Raw genomic sequence first — 13,322 nt, 5'->3', positions numbered from 1 at the left:
TTTGTGGCTTGGATCGAAAAAAGGACTCCTCTGATGATTAAGTTTAGCGCAACGCTCCTGGCGACGCTGATTGCCTCGAGCGTGCAGGCAGCGACGGTTGATCTCCGCATTCTGGAAACGACCGACCTGCACAGCAACATGATGGACTTCGATTACTACAAAGATACCCCGACAGAAAAATTCGGACTGGTACGCACCGCAAGTTTGATCAACGCCGCGCGCGGCGAAGTGAAAAACAGCGTGCTGGTCGATAACGGCGACTTAATTCAGGGTAGTCCGCTCGGGGACTACATGGCCGCGAAGGGGTTGAAAAAAGGTGATATTCACCCGGTCTATAAGGCATTGAATACCCTGGATTACGCCGTCGGCAACCTCGGTAACCACGAGTTTAACTACGGTCTGGATTATCTCCATATGGCGCTCTCTGGCGCAAAATTCCCGTACGTTAACGCCAATATCATCGACGTTAAGACCAATAAGCCGCTGTTTACGCCGTATCTGATCAAAGAGACTGAGGTCGTCGATCAGGATGGCAAAAAACAGACGCTAAAAATCGGCTATATCGGGTTTGTCCCGCCGCAGATCATGACCTGGGATAAAGCCAATCTCTCGGGCAAAGTGACCGTCAACGACATCACCGAAACCGCGCGCAAGTATGTGCCGGAGATGCGTGAGAAAGGGGCCGATCTGGTGGTGGTTGTGGCGCACTCGGGCCTTTCCGCCGATCCGTATCAGGCGATGGCCGAGAACTCCGTCTATTACCTCAGCGAAGTGCCGGGCGTTGACGCCATCCTGTTTGGTCATGCGCACGCGGTCTTCCCGGGCAAAGATTTCGCCAGCATTAAGGGAGCGGATATCGAGAAAGGGACGCTGAACGGCGTGCCATCCGTGATGCCGGGCATGTGGGGCGATCATCTGGGCGTGGTGGATTTGGTGCTGAACAACGACGGCGGGAAATGGCAGGTGACGCAGTCGAAAGCCGAAGCGCGCCCGATTTACGACGCGGCGGCCAAAAAATCGCTGGCGGCGGAAGATAGAAACATTCTGAACGTGCTGAAACACGATCACGACGCCACCCGCGAATTCGTCAGCAAACCGGTCGGTAAATCCTCCGACAATATGTACAGCTATCTGGCGCTGGTGCAGGACGATCCCACTGTTCAGGTCGTGAATATGGCGCAGAAAGCCTACGTTGAGCGCTTTATTCAGGGCGATCCGGACCTCGCAAAACTGCCGGTGCTCTCGGCTGCAGCGCCGTTCAAAGTCGGCGGACGCAAGAACGACCCCGCCAGCTACGTGGAAGTGGAAAAAGGCCAGCTCACCTTCCGCAACGCGGCGGATCTCTATCTGTACCCGAACACGCTGGTGGTGGTGAAAGCGACGGGCAAAGAGGTGAAGGAGTGGCTGGAGTGCTCCGCCGGTCAGTTTAACCAGATCGACGTTCACAGCAGCAAGCCGCAGTCGCTGATCAACTGGGACGGATTCCGCACCTATAACTTCGACGTGATCGATGGCGTGGATTATCAGATTGATGTTTCGCAGCCCGCGAAGTACGACGGCGAGTGCCAGACGGTGAATCCGCAGGCGGAACGCATTAAGAATCTTACCTTCAACGGCAAGCCGATCGACCCGAACGCGGTGTTCCTGGTGGCAACCAATAACTATCGCGCCTACGGCGGGAAATTCGCCGGAACCGGCGATAGCCATATCGCCTTTGCGTCGCCGGACGAGAACCGCTCGGTGCTGGCGGCGTGGATTGGCGAGCAGTCGAAGAAAGATGGCGCGATCCATCCGGCGGCCGACAATAACTGGCGTCTGGCCCCGATTCAGAGCGACACCAGACTGGATATCCGCTTTGAGACGTCACCGTCCGACAAGGCCGCGGCGTTTATCAAAGATAAGGCGCAGTATCCCATGACCAAAGCCGGAACCGATGATATCGGGTTCGCGATTTATCAGGTGGATTTGAGCAAGTAGCGTGGTTGTGCCGGGTGGCGGCTACGCCTTACCCGGCCTACAAAACCCATGACGCCCCGAGCCCGTGGTTCAAAACCCGCAAATCGCACCGAATCCGTGGTTCAAAACCCACAAATCATGCCGAACCCGTAGGCCGGGTAAGGCGTAGCCGCCACCCGGCAATCCATCACGCCGCACGGTCGTCCCGATGGGCCAACACCTGCGGCGTATTCACCTCGATCCAGTCCGCCAGATCGGCCACCTTCTCGCTCACCTCAACGCCCAGCGGCGTCAGGCTGTACTCCACGTGCGGGGGCACCACCGGATACGACACGCGATCGACAAATCCGTCTTGCTCCAGCGCCTGCAGCGACTGGGCCAGCATCTTCTCGCTGACGCCGCCCATTTTGCGGCGCAGGTCGCTAAAACGATGCGTCCCCTGGCGCAGCGCCACCAGGATCAGCACGCCCCAACGGCTGGTGACGTGCTTGAGCACATCCCTGGACGGACACTGTTCGGCAAACAGATTGCCGTCGCGCATTTGCTCGCTGAGAGTCGGGATTGACGTTTTCATACTCACCTTTCTGAGGGTACTTACTAAAAGTTAGCGATAAGTGGCGATAGTGTGCCATATCATAACCCCGCCCACCAGAGCCGCAGCTTCATGCCCCAGCCGCTGGTGTAACCGGTAGTCACAGATTTCACCTCCCCGTGCGAGATAATCAGCACCGTCGGCGTGACCTGCACCTGCCAGCTTTTCGCAAGCTCACCCTTTGGATCGTTAACCGTCGGCATCGCGTATCGCTTTTTCGCCAGCCACTGGCTCAGCGTCGCATCCTCACCGGAGCGCAGAGCCACGGTGAGGACGTTTCCGCCCTCCTCCGCCATGTTCGCCACCGACGGCGTGGTGTAGCGGCACACGCCGCACCAGGTCGCCCAGACGTAAACCAGCAACGGTCGATCCTGGCTCAGCTTCGCCAGATCCACCGATTCGCCGTCCAGCGTCTGGAGCGGCGTGCTGATGAATGTCGCGGGGAGCTCAGGCCTGCGGAACTGATCCACAATCACAACCGCGGCTGCCGCAATCAGCAGCCAGACGATGCCTTCGCGCAGCCAGCGCGCGAGTTTACTGCGCATCTTGCTTCGCCAGCTCTTCTTTCACCAGCGCCTCCAGATCGTCGTAAGGAATTGCGCCCGGCACCATGGTTTTGCCGACGAGAGTCGCCGGCGTGCCCTGCACGCCCAGCACCTGAGCAAGAATCAAATTCATCTGGAGGGTTTCACCGCTCTTCTCATCCGCTTTGATGGCCGCAGTCCCCGTCTTCCGCTGCGCGGCCAGGATAGAGGCGTCATCGTGATAGCCCTTCTTCGACATCAGCCGGTGGTGCAGATCCCAGTACTGCTGGGGCTGCTGTCGCCACGCCGTCAGGGCGATCCGCGCGGAATTCGCAGAGCTTTCGCTGCGAAACGGCAGGAGTTTCACCACCAGTTTGACATCCGGAAATTTCTGCACGATTTTCTCCAGCTCCGGGTCGAACTGCTTGCAGTACGGGCAGTTGTAATCGGTAAATGAGACCAGCGTCAGGCGCGGTTTTTCCGCCCCCATCGCGGGGGTATCGGGGTCGTTCCAGAGCAAATTCTCCAGATCGGGTTCGGCGGCAAAACTCAGAGTCGAAAAACAGAACAGCAGAAGTGTGGCTAAAATACGCATCATTATTTTCCTTTGGCATCGGTCAGGGTCTGGAGCACATCATCGCGGTCCAGCAGCGGCGGCAAGACGCGGCCTTGCTCGAGTCCGGGGCCGTAAATTTGGTTGAAGGGGACGGCGGCACTCTGGCGCGCGCGGAGGAACTGGCCGATGGTCTCTGACGGACGGCTCCAGTCACCGCGCAGGGCCACCACGTCTGGCTCGCTGAGGGCGTCTTGCACCTCGTCGCGCAGCAAGACGTTGTATTTGTTGGCTTTACAGGTCACGCACCAGTCGGCGGTGACATCCACAAACACCCTTTTGTTGTCCGCCAGCGCAGCGGTGATGGCTTTTTCGCTGAGCGGCTGCCAGGCAATGCGATCTTTCGTAAGCCCCGTGTGGCCGGTGCGCAGCAGCACAAGAGTCATGGCGAGCGCCAGGATCGCGGCCAACGTACTCCACAAGGCCACCCGCCAACCCCAGCGCCACAGCGTGGCGAGCAGCAGCGCGATCACAAGGAGAGCGCTAAACGCCTGCGTCGGCAGTTGCCCGATGTGAACCGAGAGCAGGCTGGCAAGCCACAGCCCTGACGCGAGCATCATCAGCCCGAGGATTATCCGCACGACGTTCATCCAGCGTCCCGGTCTCGGCAGGCGCAGCGCCAGCCCTGGGCAGGCGGCGATCAGCAGCCACGGCAGGCTCATGCCGATCCCCATCACCAGGAAGATCCCCCACAGCAGCGACAAGGGAGCGACCAGCGCCACCGACACCGCCGTGCCGAGGAACGGCGCGGTACAGGGTGTCGCCAGCAACGTGGCAAAAGCCCCCTGACAGAAATGGCCCACCAGACCATTCCCGCCGCGCGTGGCGAGAAACGTCGACAGTCCGGACGAGAGACGGATTTCAAACAGCCCCAACAGACTGGCGCTGAAGCCCACCATCACCAGCACCATTGCCGCGATAAACCACGGGTTCTGGAACTGGATGCCCCAGCCCAGCGCCTGATTGCTGAGGCGCAGGGCGGTCATCATCAGCGCGAGGGCAAGGAATGAGGTCACAATCCCGGCGGCCGAAGCCAGAAACTGCTGGCGCACGACGCGGCGATGGGTCGTTGAGGCCTGCACGATACTGCCCAGCTTCATCGCCAGCACCGGGAGTACGCACGGCATGACGTTGAGGATCAGCCCTCCGGCCAGCGCCATCAGCAGGATCCAGCCAAGGGATAACGGGGTGGCGCTGGATTGGGCCTCCCCCACCGTTACCCGGCTCTCCTGCGCCTGGCCGCTGTCGGCTAACACCAGCGACAGGGTTTTGCCTCTGATATCCGGTGCGGCATCGCCCCAGCCGTCGCTGACGGGCAGCGTTGCGGTCAGGGTCTGGCCGTCAACCCGGTAAACCGGTTTGCCAAAATCCGTGTCCGCGAGGGTGTCGATAAACAGCTCGGGGTTTTGCCAGCCCGCCTCGCGGGTGGCGGTGACAGTCAGCTTTTCGCCACCGAAACCGGCGCTCAGTTGCGAAGTCAGCCCTTCCTTGAGCGGCAGCGTGCCCAGCGCGCGGCTGAAGTCGTAGCTGAACTGCGGGTCGGCGGGCACAGTGAGATCCAGCACGAAGGGGTAGTCCGTCAGGATGCAGACGTTGCTGCAGGTGGAGAGCGTCAGCACGCCCGCCAGTTTCTCGGGCATTGTGCCGCGCAGAGTGATGGGGAAAGAGACCTTGCCGTCATAACCCTGCGTCGAAATCCCGGCCACCTCGAAACGCTGCGGCACCGGCCAGCGCCAGTCCATCTCCAGCGGGGTTTGCCATTTGATGGCGGGCGCAATGCCGCCTTCTCCCGGCGATCGCCAGTAGGTTTTCCAGCCTTTCTCCAGGCTGACGTCCAGCAGCAGGCGCGTCTCGCCCTTTTGCTGAGCATCGGCCCGCAGGCGAACGCTGGCGTGATCGTTATCCGCGGCGCGCAGCCAGCCGCTGTCGGCGGCCTGACTGACGGGCAGCCATAGCCAAAGCAGGCAGATCAGAAGCTGCCTTAAAAATACGTGCATTTATTTTCTCCATAAATAATTGATTAACCTGAATTCGCAGGCAATCAATCATTCACGGAAGACGCAGAGTCGCAGATGCACCCGCAATCGGGGCGGAGAGATGACGCGAGGCGGCCAGCGGCGCACCGGGCGATGCGGTACGGCAGCCATTACCGCCAGCACCAGGGTGATGGCAAACAGCGCGCCCTCAAACATGATCGGCGGCGTTGCCAGCAGGGATTTGGCGCTCAGCTCGCAGGGGGTGACCGGGGCATCGCCGTCGACACTTTGCTGAGCCACAGGAGAGGCGTTCATCACCAGCGCGTGCAGCCCCGCCATGCGCTGGGTCGTGCAGACGAGCACCACCAGACATGCCAGAGCAACAAGAAGAAAAGCTTTACGCTGACGCGGGATCATAGACGCCTCAATCAAATTCAGGCGCTTATCTTAGCGGCAAAAAAGGCGCGGTGCTGTAAAGAAACGTCTTCATGACACATTTGACACTTACCTTTTTGTACGTACTTACTAAAAGTTAGTGGTGGTGATAATGTTCCTCCACACCAGACAAACACCGAGGACATACCCGATGATCGCAATTACCGGCGCTACCGGCCAGCTTGGCCAACACGTTATCGACAACCTGCTGAAAACCGTACCTGCCAGCCAGATCGTGGCAATTGTACGTAACCCGGCGAAAGCCGAGGCCCTGAGCCAACAAGGTATCGTTGTGCGTCAGGCGGACTACACGGATCAGGCGGCGTTCACCGCAGCCCTGAGCGGCGTGGACAAACTGCTGCTGATCTCCTCCAGCGAAGTCGGCCAGCGCGCGACTCAGCATCAGAACGTCATCAATGCCGCCAAAGCGGCGGGCGTGAAATTCATCGCCTACACCAGCCTGCTGCATGCGGATCAATCCCCGCTCGGTCTGCACGTTGAACACGTCCAGACCGAAAAAGCGCTGGCCGAGTCCGGCATTCCTTACGCCCTGCTGCGTAACGGCTGGTATACGGAGAACTATCTCGCCAGCGCACCACCCGCTCTGGAGCACGGCGTGTTTATCGGCGCGGCGGGTGACGGCAAAATCGCCTCGGCCACGCGCGAAGATTACGCGGCAGCAGCGGCTGTCGTTGTCGCCGGAGAAGGCCATGAGGGCAAAGTGTACGAACTGGCGGGCGATAAGGCCTGGACGCTGAGCGACCTGGCCGCCGAACTGAGCAAACAGAGCGGCAAACCGGTGACCTATCAGAACCTGAGCGAAGCCGATTTCGCCGCCGCGCTGAAAGGCGTGGGCTTACCGGCCGGGCTGGCGGACATGCTGGCAGACTCCGATACGGGCGCCTCTAAGGGCGGTCTGTTCGACGACAGCCATACCCTTAGCAAACTGATCGGTCGCCCGACCACGACGCTGGCAGAGAGCGTCAAAGGCATTCTGTAACCGTTAAGCATTGGTTAATTTTTGTGGCGTCCCCGTGGGTCATCTCTGATAATGAAAAGATGACCCACCCGGAGACTCACTGTGCAAGGCGTACCCGAACAGTTCATCGATGAGAGAGACAGCGCGCGCTTTCGCCATCTGGCGCAGGTGCCGGGCGTCGAACTGTATCACGCGCATATCTCACGCTACGCCTTTGAACCTCACACCCACGAAGCCTTCGGGATCGGCGCGATTGAAGCCGGTGCCGAGCGCTTTCGCTATCGCGGCACCCAGTATGTCGCCCCCATCCATTCCGTTGTCACCATGAATCCTGACGAGCTGCACACCGGCGAAGCGGCGACCGACGACGGCTGGCGCTACCGGATGGTCTATCTCGACCCCGATCTGCTCGAAGAAGTGACCGGCATCCGCCACTGGTGGTTTAGCGACGTTACGCGCCATGACCCGCAGCGCTCGCAGCAGATCTGTCAGCTGATTTATGGACTCTGGCACACGGACGATCCGCTGGCGCAGAAGGGTTTGCTGCTGAATCTGATCGATACCTTCCAGCCGCTGGCGCGCCATGCGCCGGTGATTCAGGAAGGGGCGCATCGCTTCGAGCGCGCGCGCGAGTATCTGCACGATAACTATATGCATCCGGTCACGCTGGACGAGCTGGCCCGCGTGGTCTCCCTCAGCCCGTACCATTTCCAGCGCCAGTTTAAAGCCCACTTTCACGTCACGCCGCACCAGATGCTGATGGCGATCCGCCTGTGGCGCGCCAAAGCTTTTCTCACACTCGGCATGCCAGCCGCCGAAGTGGCTGCCGCCACTGGGCTCACCGACCAGTCGCACCTCACCCGCGCCTTTACCCATCGCTACGGCATCACGCCGGTTCGCTATCAGAAGCAGGTCGTCCGGCGCTAATGCGCAATCTCATACAATATTCCCGACGTGCGTCTTCCTACACTGCACGCAGGTTTCTCTGACGTGGATGGCAAAATGATTAGCGGCGTGTTGTACGCCCTGCTGGCGGGTTTGATGTGGGGGCTGATTTTTGTCGGGCCGTTGATTGTGCCGGAATACCCGGCGGTGCTGCAGTCGATGGGGCGCTATCTGGCGCTGGGGCTGATCGCCCTGCCGCTGGCATGGCTGGGCCGCGCGCGTCTGCGCCAGCTGACTCGCCGCGACTGGGCCACCGCCCTGGGCCTGACCATGATGGGCAATATTATCTATTACGTCTGCCTGGCGAGCGCCATTCAGCGCACCGGCGCACCGGTCTCGACTATGATTATCGGCACGCTGCCGGTGGTGATCCCGGTGTTCGCCAATCTGCTGTACAGCCAGCGCGACGGCAAACTGGCGTGGGCAAAAATGGTGCCTGCGCTGGTCTGTATCGCCATCGGGCTGGCGCTGGTGAATATCGCCGAGCTGCGCCACGCGGACGTGGGCGAGTTTGACGGCTGGCGGTACGGTTCCGGGATTTTGCTGGCGTCGGTGTCGGTGGTCTGCTGGGCCTGGTATGCCCTGCGCAATGCCCGCTGGCTGCGGGAGAATCCGGATAAGCATCCGATGATGTGGGCAACCGCCCAGGCGCTGGTGACGCTGCCGGTTTCGCTGCTGGGCTATGCGGCGTCTTGCTGGTGGCTGGGTGTGCAGCAGCCGGAATTTGCCCTGCCGTTCGGGCCGCGTCCGTGGCTGTTTGTCGGCCTGATGGTGGCGATTGCGGTACTGTGCTCGTGGGTCGGAGCCTTGTGCTGGAATATCGCCAGCCAGAAACTGCCGACGGTGATCCTCGGGCCATTGATTGTCTTCGAAACCCTGGCCGGGCTGCTTTATACCTTCCTGATGCGCCAGAGCGTGCCGCCGCTGTTAACGGGGTGCGGGATTGCGCTGCTGGTGGTGGGGGTGGTGATCGCGGTCAGAGCGAAACCGGAAAAACCGACGGTGGTTCCGGTGGCCGAAATGTAAAAAAAAGCCCGGTGGCGCTGCGCTTACCGGGCCTACGATTTGGCTTTGGTGTTGTAGGCCGGATAAGCGCAAGCGCCATCCGGCATCTGTCAGAAGGTTTCCCAGTGAGCTTCGTTCACCGTCGCCACAGGCTTAGCTTTCGGCGAATGGGTTTTCACCGGCGCGGCTTTCACCGCCTGACCGCGGGTGATTTTAAACACCGCCACCGCTTCGTTCAGACGCGCGGCCTGATCTTCCAGCGCTGCCGCTGCGGCTGCTGATTCTTCCACCAGCGAGGCGTTCTGCTGGGTCACGCGATCCATCTCCGCCACCGCCTGACCCACCTGGTCAATACCGCGGCTCTGCTCGTCGGACGCCGAGGCGATTTCGCCCATGATGTCGGTCACGCGGGTTACGGCATTCACAATCTCCGCCATGGTCTCCCCGGCCTGATTCACCAGCGCCGAACCGGCGTTGACGCGATCGCCCGAATCATCAATCAGCCCTTTGATCTCTTTCGCCGCCTGGGCGCTGCGCTGCGCCAGAGTACGAACTTCACCTGCCACCACCGCAAAACCACGGCCCTGCTCGCCTGCGCGCGCGGCTTCTACCGCCGCGTTCAGCGCCAGAATGTTGGTCTGGAAGGCAATACCGTCGATGACGTTGGTGATCTGGGCAATTTTGCTGGAGCTGGTGGCGATCTCATCCATCGTGCGCACCACGCCTTCCACCACGCTGCCGCCTTTTTTGGCGGTGGTCGAAGCGTCCAGCGCCAGGCGAGACGCCTGACGGGCGTTGTCGGCGTTTTGCTTCACGGTGGCGGTCAGCTGTTCCATGCTCGCGGCGGTCTCTTCCAGCGATGCGGCCTGCTGCTCGGTACGGGAGGAGAGATCGTTGCTGCCGGCAGAAATTTCGCCCGCGCCGGTGTAGATGGTGTCAGCCCCTTCGCGCACCACGCCAACGGTGTTCGCCAGCGCGGTTTGCATCTCCTGCACGTTACGCGCCAGTACCGCCATTTCGTTTTTGCCCTGGGCGTCGATCGGCTGCGTCAGATCGCCCGCGGCAATCGCGCGGATATGGCTGATGACGTCATGCAGCGGAAGCAACAGCACGCGGCGCATGGCAATCCAGCTGGTGACAATCACCGCCACGACCACCAGCATAATGGCGGAGAGGATCCACAGGATGCGGGTGTAGTCGCTTTCGTTATCCTGAATGCCTTTGCTGGTCAGTTTCGCCTGCGCTTCACGCCACTCGCGATACACTTTTTGCATCGAGGTCTGCTTCTGCTCAGCGTTTTGCTTGAACATATCTTCCAGATTGCCCTGCGCCAGCAAGGTGTTCATTTGCGTCAGGGTAGCGGAGTAGAGGCGATATTGCTCTTCCAGCTGGCTGGAGAGCTTTTCGTCCATCCCCGGCGTTTCCGGCAGGGCGTAGTATTTGTCGTAATGGCTCTGCGCGTCGGCCAGCAGGTTTTTCGCGGTGCCGACCAGCTCGTTCAGCTGTCCGCCGTTGATCTGGCTGGCGACGCTGCTCTGTAAGCGGAGCATCCCGCGGTTAAGGGTCACACGCGCCTGGTTGAGGCTGATCCAGGCGTCGGTAAATTCCGCCACGTTCTGGCTGGAGAGCTGAGAAACGGTGAAATTGTCTTTGTCGTTATTCAGGGCATTGATGAATACCCCGGCGGAGATCAGCTGGACGGCGCCCAGCCCGAGCAACACCGAGATCAAGAGGGTGATGACTTTTATACGTTTAAACATGCGATGCCTTTAGTTATATGCAGGATTTTGTCTGACCTGTATCTATCGGCAGGGGCGCGGGGTTGTTTAACGTGATGTCGGGCGCGAGAAGCCCGATCCCGGAATTTTTTAAATCCATTCAGCAAGTTAATACTTCAAAATAATTGTGACGCATATCTCATTATTGCCGCTGCCACCAAAGAGTTATAGCCCTGCCTTAAAGATGCATTTAATATGCACCTTATATTCTTGATGATGAGGTAACTGCTATGGCCTTTCGCGACCAACCTTTAGGCGAGCTGGCGCTCTCCATTCCCCGCGCATCAGCGCTGTTTCGCCAATACGATATGGATTACTGCTGCGGCGGGAAACAAACGCTGGCGCGTGCGGCTCTGCGCAAAGCGCTGGATATTGACGTGATTGAAGCCGAGCTGGCGCGACTCGCCGAGCAGCCCATCGAGAAAGACTGGCGCAGCGCGGCGCTGGCGGAGATCATTGACCACATCATCGTGCGATACCACGACCGCCACCGCGAACAGCTGCCGGAATTGATTTTGCAGGCGACCAAAGTTGAGCGCGTGCATGCCGATAAAGCCTCGGTTCCGCGCGGGCTGGCGAAATACCTGACCATGCTGCACGAAGAGCTCTCCAGCCATATGATGAAAGAGGAGCAGATCCTGTTCCCGATGATCAAACAGGGGATGGGCAGCCAGGCGATGGGGCCAATCAGCGTGATGGAGAGTGAGCATGACGACGCGGGTGAACTGCTGGAAGTGATCAAGCACACCACCAATAACGTGACGCCACCGGCGGATGCCTGCACGACATGGAAAGCGATGTACAACGGCATCAACGTATTGATTGACGATCTGATGGAACACATCAGTCTGGAAAATAACGTCCTGTTCCCGCGCGCATTAGCCGGGGAATAAAAAAAAGCCCGGTGGCGGCTTCGCCTTACCGGGCCTACATTTCGTGCATTTTTTGTCTTCGTAGGCCGGATAAGCGAAGCGCCATCCGGCATCAGAATTTCGTGCATTTGTCGCCTTCGTAGGCCGGATAAGCGAAGCGCCATCCGGCATCAGAATTTCGTGCATTTGTCGCCTTCGTAGGCCGGATAAGCGCTAGCGCCATCCGGCAACAGACTTAACGCACGCCTGCCATACGTTTCTTACCGATAAACAGCCAGCCTAACCCCAGCGCGATAAACCACAGCGGCGTCACAATCAGCGCCTGACGGGTGTCATCTTCCAGCGTCAGCAGAACCAGCACGAACACGAAGAACGCCATGCAAACCCAGCACATCAGCTTACCGAGCGGCATTTTGTAGATCGATTTTTCATGCAGCTGTGGACGCTGTTTGCGGTACACCAGGTACGAGCAAAGAATAATCGTCCAGACAAACATGAACAGGATCGCGGAAACCGTGGTGATCATGGTGAACGCGCCAATCACGCTCGGGTTGACGTACAGCATCACCACACCGCCCAGCAGGCAGATGCAGGAGAAAGTCAGCCCTTTCGCCGGAACGGCGCGTTTGGAGAGCTTCGCGAATGCGCTCGGCGCCACGCCTTCCTGCGCCAGACCGAACAACATACGGCTGGTCGAGAACACGCCGCTGTTGGCAGACGAGGCCGCCGAGGTCAGCACCACGAAGTTAATCAGGCTCGCTGCCGCAGGCAGACCCACCAGCATGAACAGTTCGACGAACGGGCTCTTGGTTGGGACAACCGAGCTCCACGGCGTCACGGACATAATCACGATCAGCGCGAAGACGTAGAACATGATGATACGAATCGGGATGGAGTTAATCGCGCGCGGCAGGGATTTCTCCGGATCTTTGGTTTCCGCCGCGGTGGTGCCCACCAGCTCGATGCCCACGAAGGCGAAGACCGCAATCTGGAAGCCCGCGAAGAAGCCGCTCAGCCCTTTCGGGAACCAGCCGCCGTCATTCCACAGGTGCGTAAAGGAAGCCTGCACGCCGGTCGGTGACTGGAAGTGCGTCAGCACCATCACCAGGCCCACGACAATCAGCCCAACGATAGCGACGATTTTAATCATCGCGAACCAGAACTCCATCTCACCGAACATTTTCACGGTGGCGAGGTTGAGGCTCAGCAGCAGAACAATCACCGCAAGGGACGCCACCCAGTCGGAAAGGCCGGGGAACCAGAACTGCGCGTAAGCAGTGATGGCAACGACGTCAGCCATACCGGTGACCACCCAGCAGAACCAGTAGGTCCAGCCGGTAAAGTATCCCGCCCACGGTCCGAGCAGGTCGGAGGCGAAGTCGCTGAAGGATTTGTATTCGAGATTCGAGAGCAGCAATTCACCCATTGCCCGCATCACGAAGAACAACATAAAACCGATGATCATATAGACGAAGATGATCGACGGTCCGGCAAGGCTGATGGTTTTGCCTGACCCCATGAACAGCCCCGTGCCGATTGCACCGCCAATGGCGATAAGCTGAATATGACGGTTTGTGAGATTGCGCCGTAGCGACTGTTCAGACGATGCCTCTTCGTCGGCAACGACTTTTACCTGATCTACCATGT

At 59.6% G+C, this 13,322-nt stretch carries 12 protein-coding genes; 5 read left to right on the top strand and 7 right to left on the bottom strand.

Annotation, left to right across the window (positions count from 1 at the left end):
* The first annotated feature begins 33 nt into the window (after window positions 1-33).
* Complete coding sequence (locus QQF33_RS07905; protein ID WP_285157646.1) at window positions 34-1,977, top strand: bifunctional 2',3'-cyclic-nucleotide 2'-phosphodiesterase/3'-nucleotidase; 1,944 nt, start codon at window positions 34-36, stop codon at window positions 1,975-1,977.
* Window positions 1,978-2,143: 166 nt separating this feature from the next.
* Here the strand turns inward: QQF33_RS07905 and QQF33_RS07900 are convergent, their stop codons facing one another.
* Genes QQF33_RS07900 through QQF33_RS07880 form a run of 5 tightly spaced genes read right to left on the bottom strand, consistent with a single transcriptional unit; the run spans window position 2,144 to window position 6,078 of the window.
* A complete protein-coding gene (locus QQF33_RS07900; protein WP_282493338.1) occupies window positions 2,144-2,530 on the bottom strand; it encodes a winged helix-turn-helix transcriptional regulator in 387 nt (128 codons plus the stop codon).
* Window positions 2,531-2,589: 59 nt separating this feature from the next.
* Window positions 2,590-3,093, bottom strand: coding sequence for a protein disulfide oxidoreductase (locus QQF33_RS07895; protein WP_285157645.1), 504 nt, complete (start codon window positions 3,091-3,093; stop codon window positions 2,590-2,592).
* Window positions 3,083-3,667 carry a DsbA family protein gene (locus tag QQF33_RS07890; RefSeq protein ID WP_285153826.1) on the bottom strand — a complete coding sequence of 195 codons (585 nt, stop codon included), beginning with the start codon at window positions 3,665-3,667 and terminating at the stop codon, window positions 3,083-3,085. Before QQF33_RS07890 ends, QQF33_RS07895 begins: the two co-directional genes overlap by 11 nt.
* A 2-nt stretch (window positions 3,668-3,669) precedes the next feature.
* Complete coding sequence (locus tag QQF33_RS07885; protein WP_285157644.1) at window positions 3,670-5,682, bottom strand: protein-disulfide reductase DsbD family protein; 2,013 nt, start codon at window positions 5,680-5,682, stop codon at window positions 3,670-3,672.
* A gap of 48 nt (window positions 5,683-5,730) precedes the next feature.
* Window positions 5,731-6,078, bottom strand: coding sequence for a copper resistance protein (locus QQF33_RS07880; RefSeq protein ID WP_285150346.1), 348 nt, complete (start codon window positions 6,076-6,078; stop codon window positions 5,731-5,733).
* Window positions 6,079-6,247: 169 nt separating this feature from the next.
* Here QQF33_RS07880 and QQF33_RS07875 point away from each other — a divergent pair, with 169 nt between their 5' ends.
* The 3 genes from QQF33_RS07875 to QQF33_RS07865 all read left to right on the top strand — a co-directional run bounded on the left by QQF33_RS07875 (window position 6,248) and on the right by QQF33_RS07865 (window position 9,046).
* On the top strand, window positions 6,248-7,096 hold the full coding sequence (locus QQF33_RS07875; RefSeq protein WP_285157643.1) for an SDR family oxidoreductase: 849 nt from the start codon (window positions 6,248-6,250) through the stop codon (window positions 7,094-7,096).
* A gap of 81 nt (window positions 7,097-7,177) precedes the next feature.
* Window positions 7,178-8,002: an AraC family transcriptional regulator gene (locus QQF33_RS07870; protein ID WP_285157642.1), complete on the top strand. Its 825-nt coding sequence runs from the start codon at window positions 7,178-7,180 to the stop codon at window positions 8,000-8,002.
* Window positions 8,003-8,077: 75 nt separating this feature from the next.
* On the top strand, window positions 8,078-9,046 hold the full coding sequence (locus QQF33_RS07865) for a DMT family transporter (protein WP_285145774.1): 969 nt from the start codon (window positions 8,078-8,080) through the stop codon (window positions 9,044-9,046).
* Between the two features lie 89 nt (window positions 9,047-9,135).
* Here the strand turns inward: QQF33_RS07865 and QQF33_RS07860 are convergent, their stop codons facing one another.
* On the bottom strand, window positions 9,136-10,785 hold the full coding sequence (locus QQF33_RS07860; protein WP_285150343.1) for a methyl-accepting chemotaxis protein: 1,650 nt from the start codon (window positions 10,783-10,785) through the stop codon (window positions 9,136-9,138).
* A gap of 248 nt (window positions 10,786-11,033) precedes the next feature.
* Here QQF33_RS07860 and ytfE point away from each other — a divergent pair, with 248 nt between their 5' ends.
* Window positions 11,034-11,696 (top strand): iron-sulfur cluster repair protein YtfE, encoded by a 663-nt coding sequence (ytfE, locus tag QQF33_RS07855; protein WP_285150342.1) that lies wholly within the window; start codon window positions 11,034-11,036, stop codon window positions 11,694-11,696.
* A 214-nt stretch (window positions 11,697-11,910) separates the two neighbouring features.
* Here ytfE and cycA read toward each other — a convergent pair whose 3' ends face one another.
* The gene (gene cycA / locus QQF33_RS07850; RefSeq protein ID WP_285157641.1) at window positions 11,911-13,320 is read right to left on the bottom strand and encodes a D-serine/D-alanine/glycine transporter; all 1,410 of its coding nucleotides are present in this window, start codon (window positions 13,318-13,320) and stop codon (window positions 11,911-11,913) included.
* Window positions 13,321-13,322 lie beyond the last annotated feature (2 nt).

The sequence above is a fragment of the Lelliottia wanjuensis genome (genome assembly GCF_030238365.1).
Lineage (GTDB): Bacteria > Pseudomonadota > Gammaproteobacteria > Enterobacterales > Enterobacteriaceae > Enterobacter > Enterobacter wanjuensis.
This window is presented reverse-complemented; position numbering and strand designations above follow the sequence as displayed.

Coding starts and splice junctions, on each gene's coding strand:
- QQF33_RS07885 (WP_285157644.1), bottom strand. CDS start 5,682: ATGCACGTATTTTTAAGGCAGCTTCTGATCTGCCTGCTTTGGCTATGG.
- QQF33_RS07900 (WP_282493338.1), bottom strand. CDS start 2,530: ATGAAAACGTCAATCCCGACTCTCAGCGAGCAAATGCGCGACGGCAAT.
- QQF33_RS07865 (WP_285145774.1), top strand. CDS start 8,078: ATGATTAGCGGCGTGTTGTACGCCCTGCTGGCGGGTTTGATGTGGGGG.
- QQF33_RS07860 (WP_285150343.1), bottom strand. CDS start 10,785: ATGTTTAAACGTATAAAAGTCATCACCCTCTTGATCTCGGTGTTGCTC.
- QQF33_RS07880 (WP_285150346.1), bottom strand. CDS start 6,078: ATGATCCCGCGTCAGCGTAAAGCTTTTCTTCTTGTTGCTCTGGCATGT.
- ytfE (WP_285150342.1), top strand. CDS start 11,034: ATGGCCTTTCGCGACCAACCTTTAGGCGAGCTGGCGCTCTCCATTCCC.
- QQF33_RS07895 (WP_285157645.1), bottom strand. CDS start 3,093: ATGCGCAGTAAACTCGCGCGCTGGCTGCGCGAAGGCATCGTCTGGCTG.
- QQF33_RS07890 (WP_285153826.1), bottom strand. CDS start 3,667: ATGCGTATTTTAGCCACACTTCTGCTGTTCTGTTTTTCGACTCTGAGT.
- cycA (WP_285157641.1), bottom strand. CDS start 13,320: ATGGTAGATCAGGTAAAAGTCGTTGCCGACGAAGAGGCATCGTCTGAA.
- QQF33_RS07905 (WP_285157646.1), top strand. CDS start 34: ATGATTAAGTTTAGCGCAACGCTCCTGGCGACGCTGATTGCCTCGAGC.
- QQF33_RS07875 (WP_285157643.1), top strand. CDS start 6,248: ATGATCGCAATTACCGGCGCTACCGGCCAGCTTGGCCAACACGTTATC.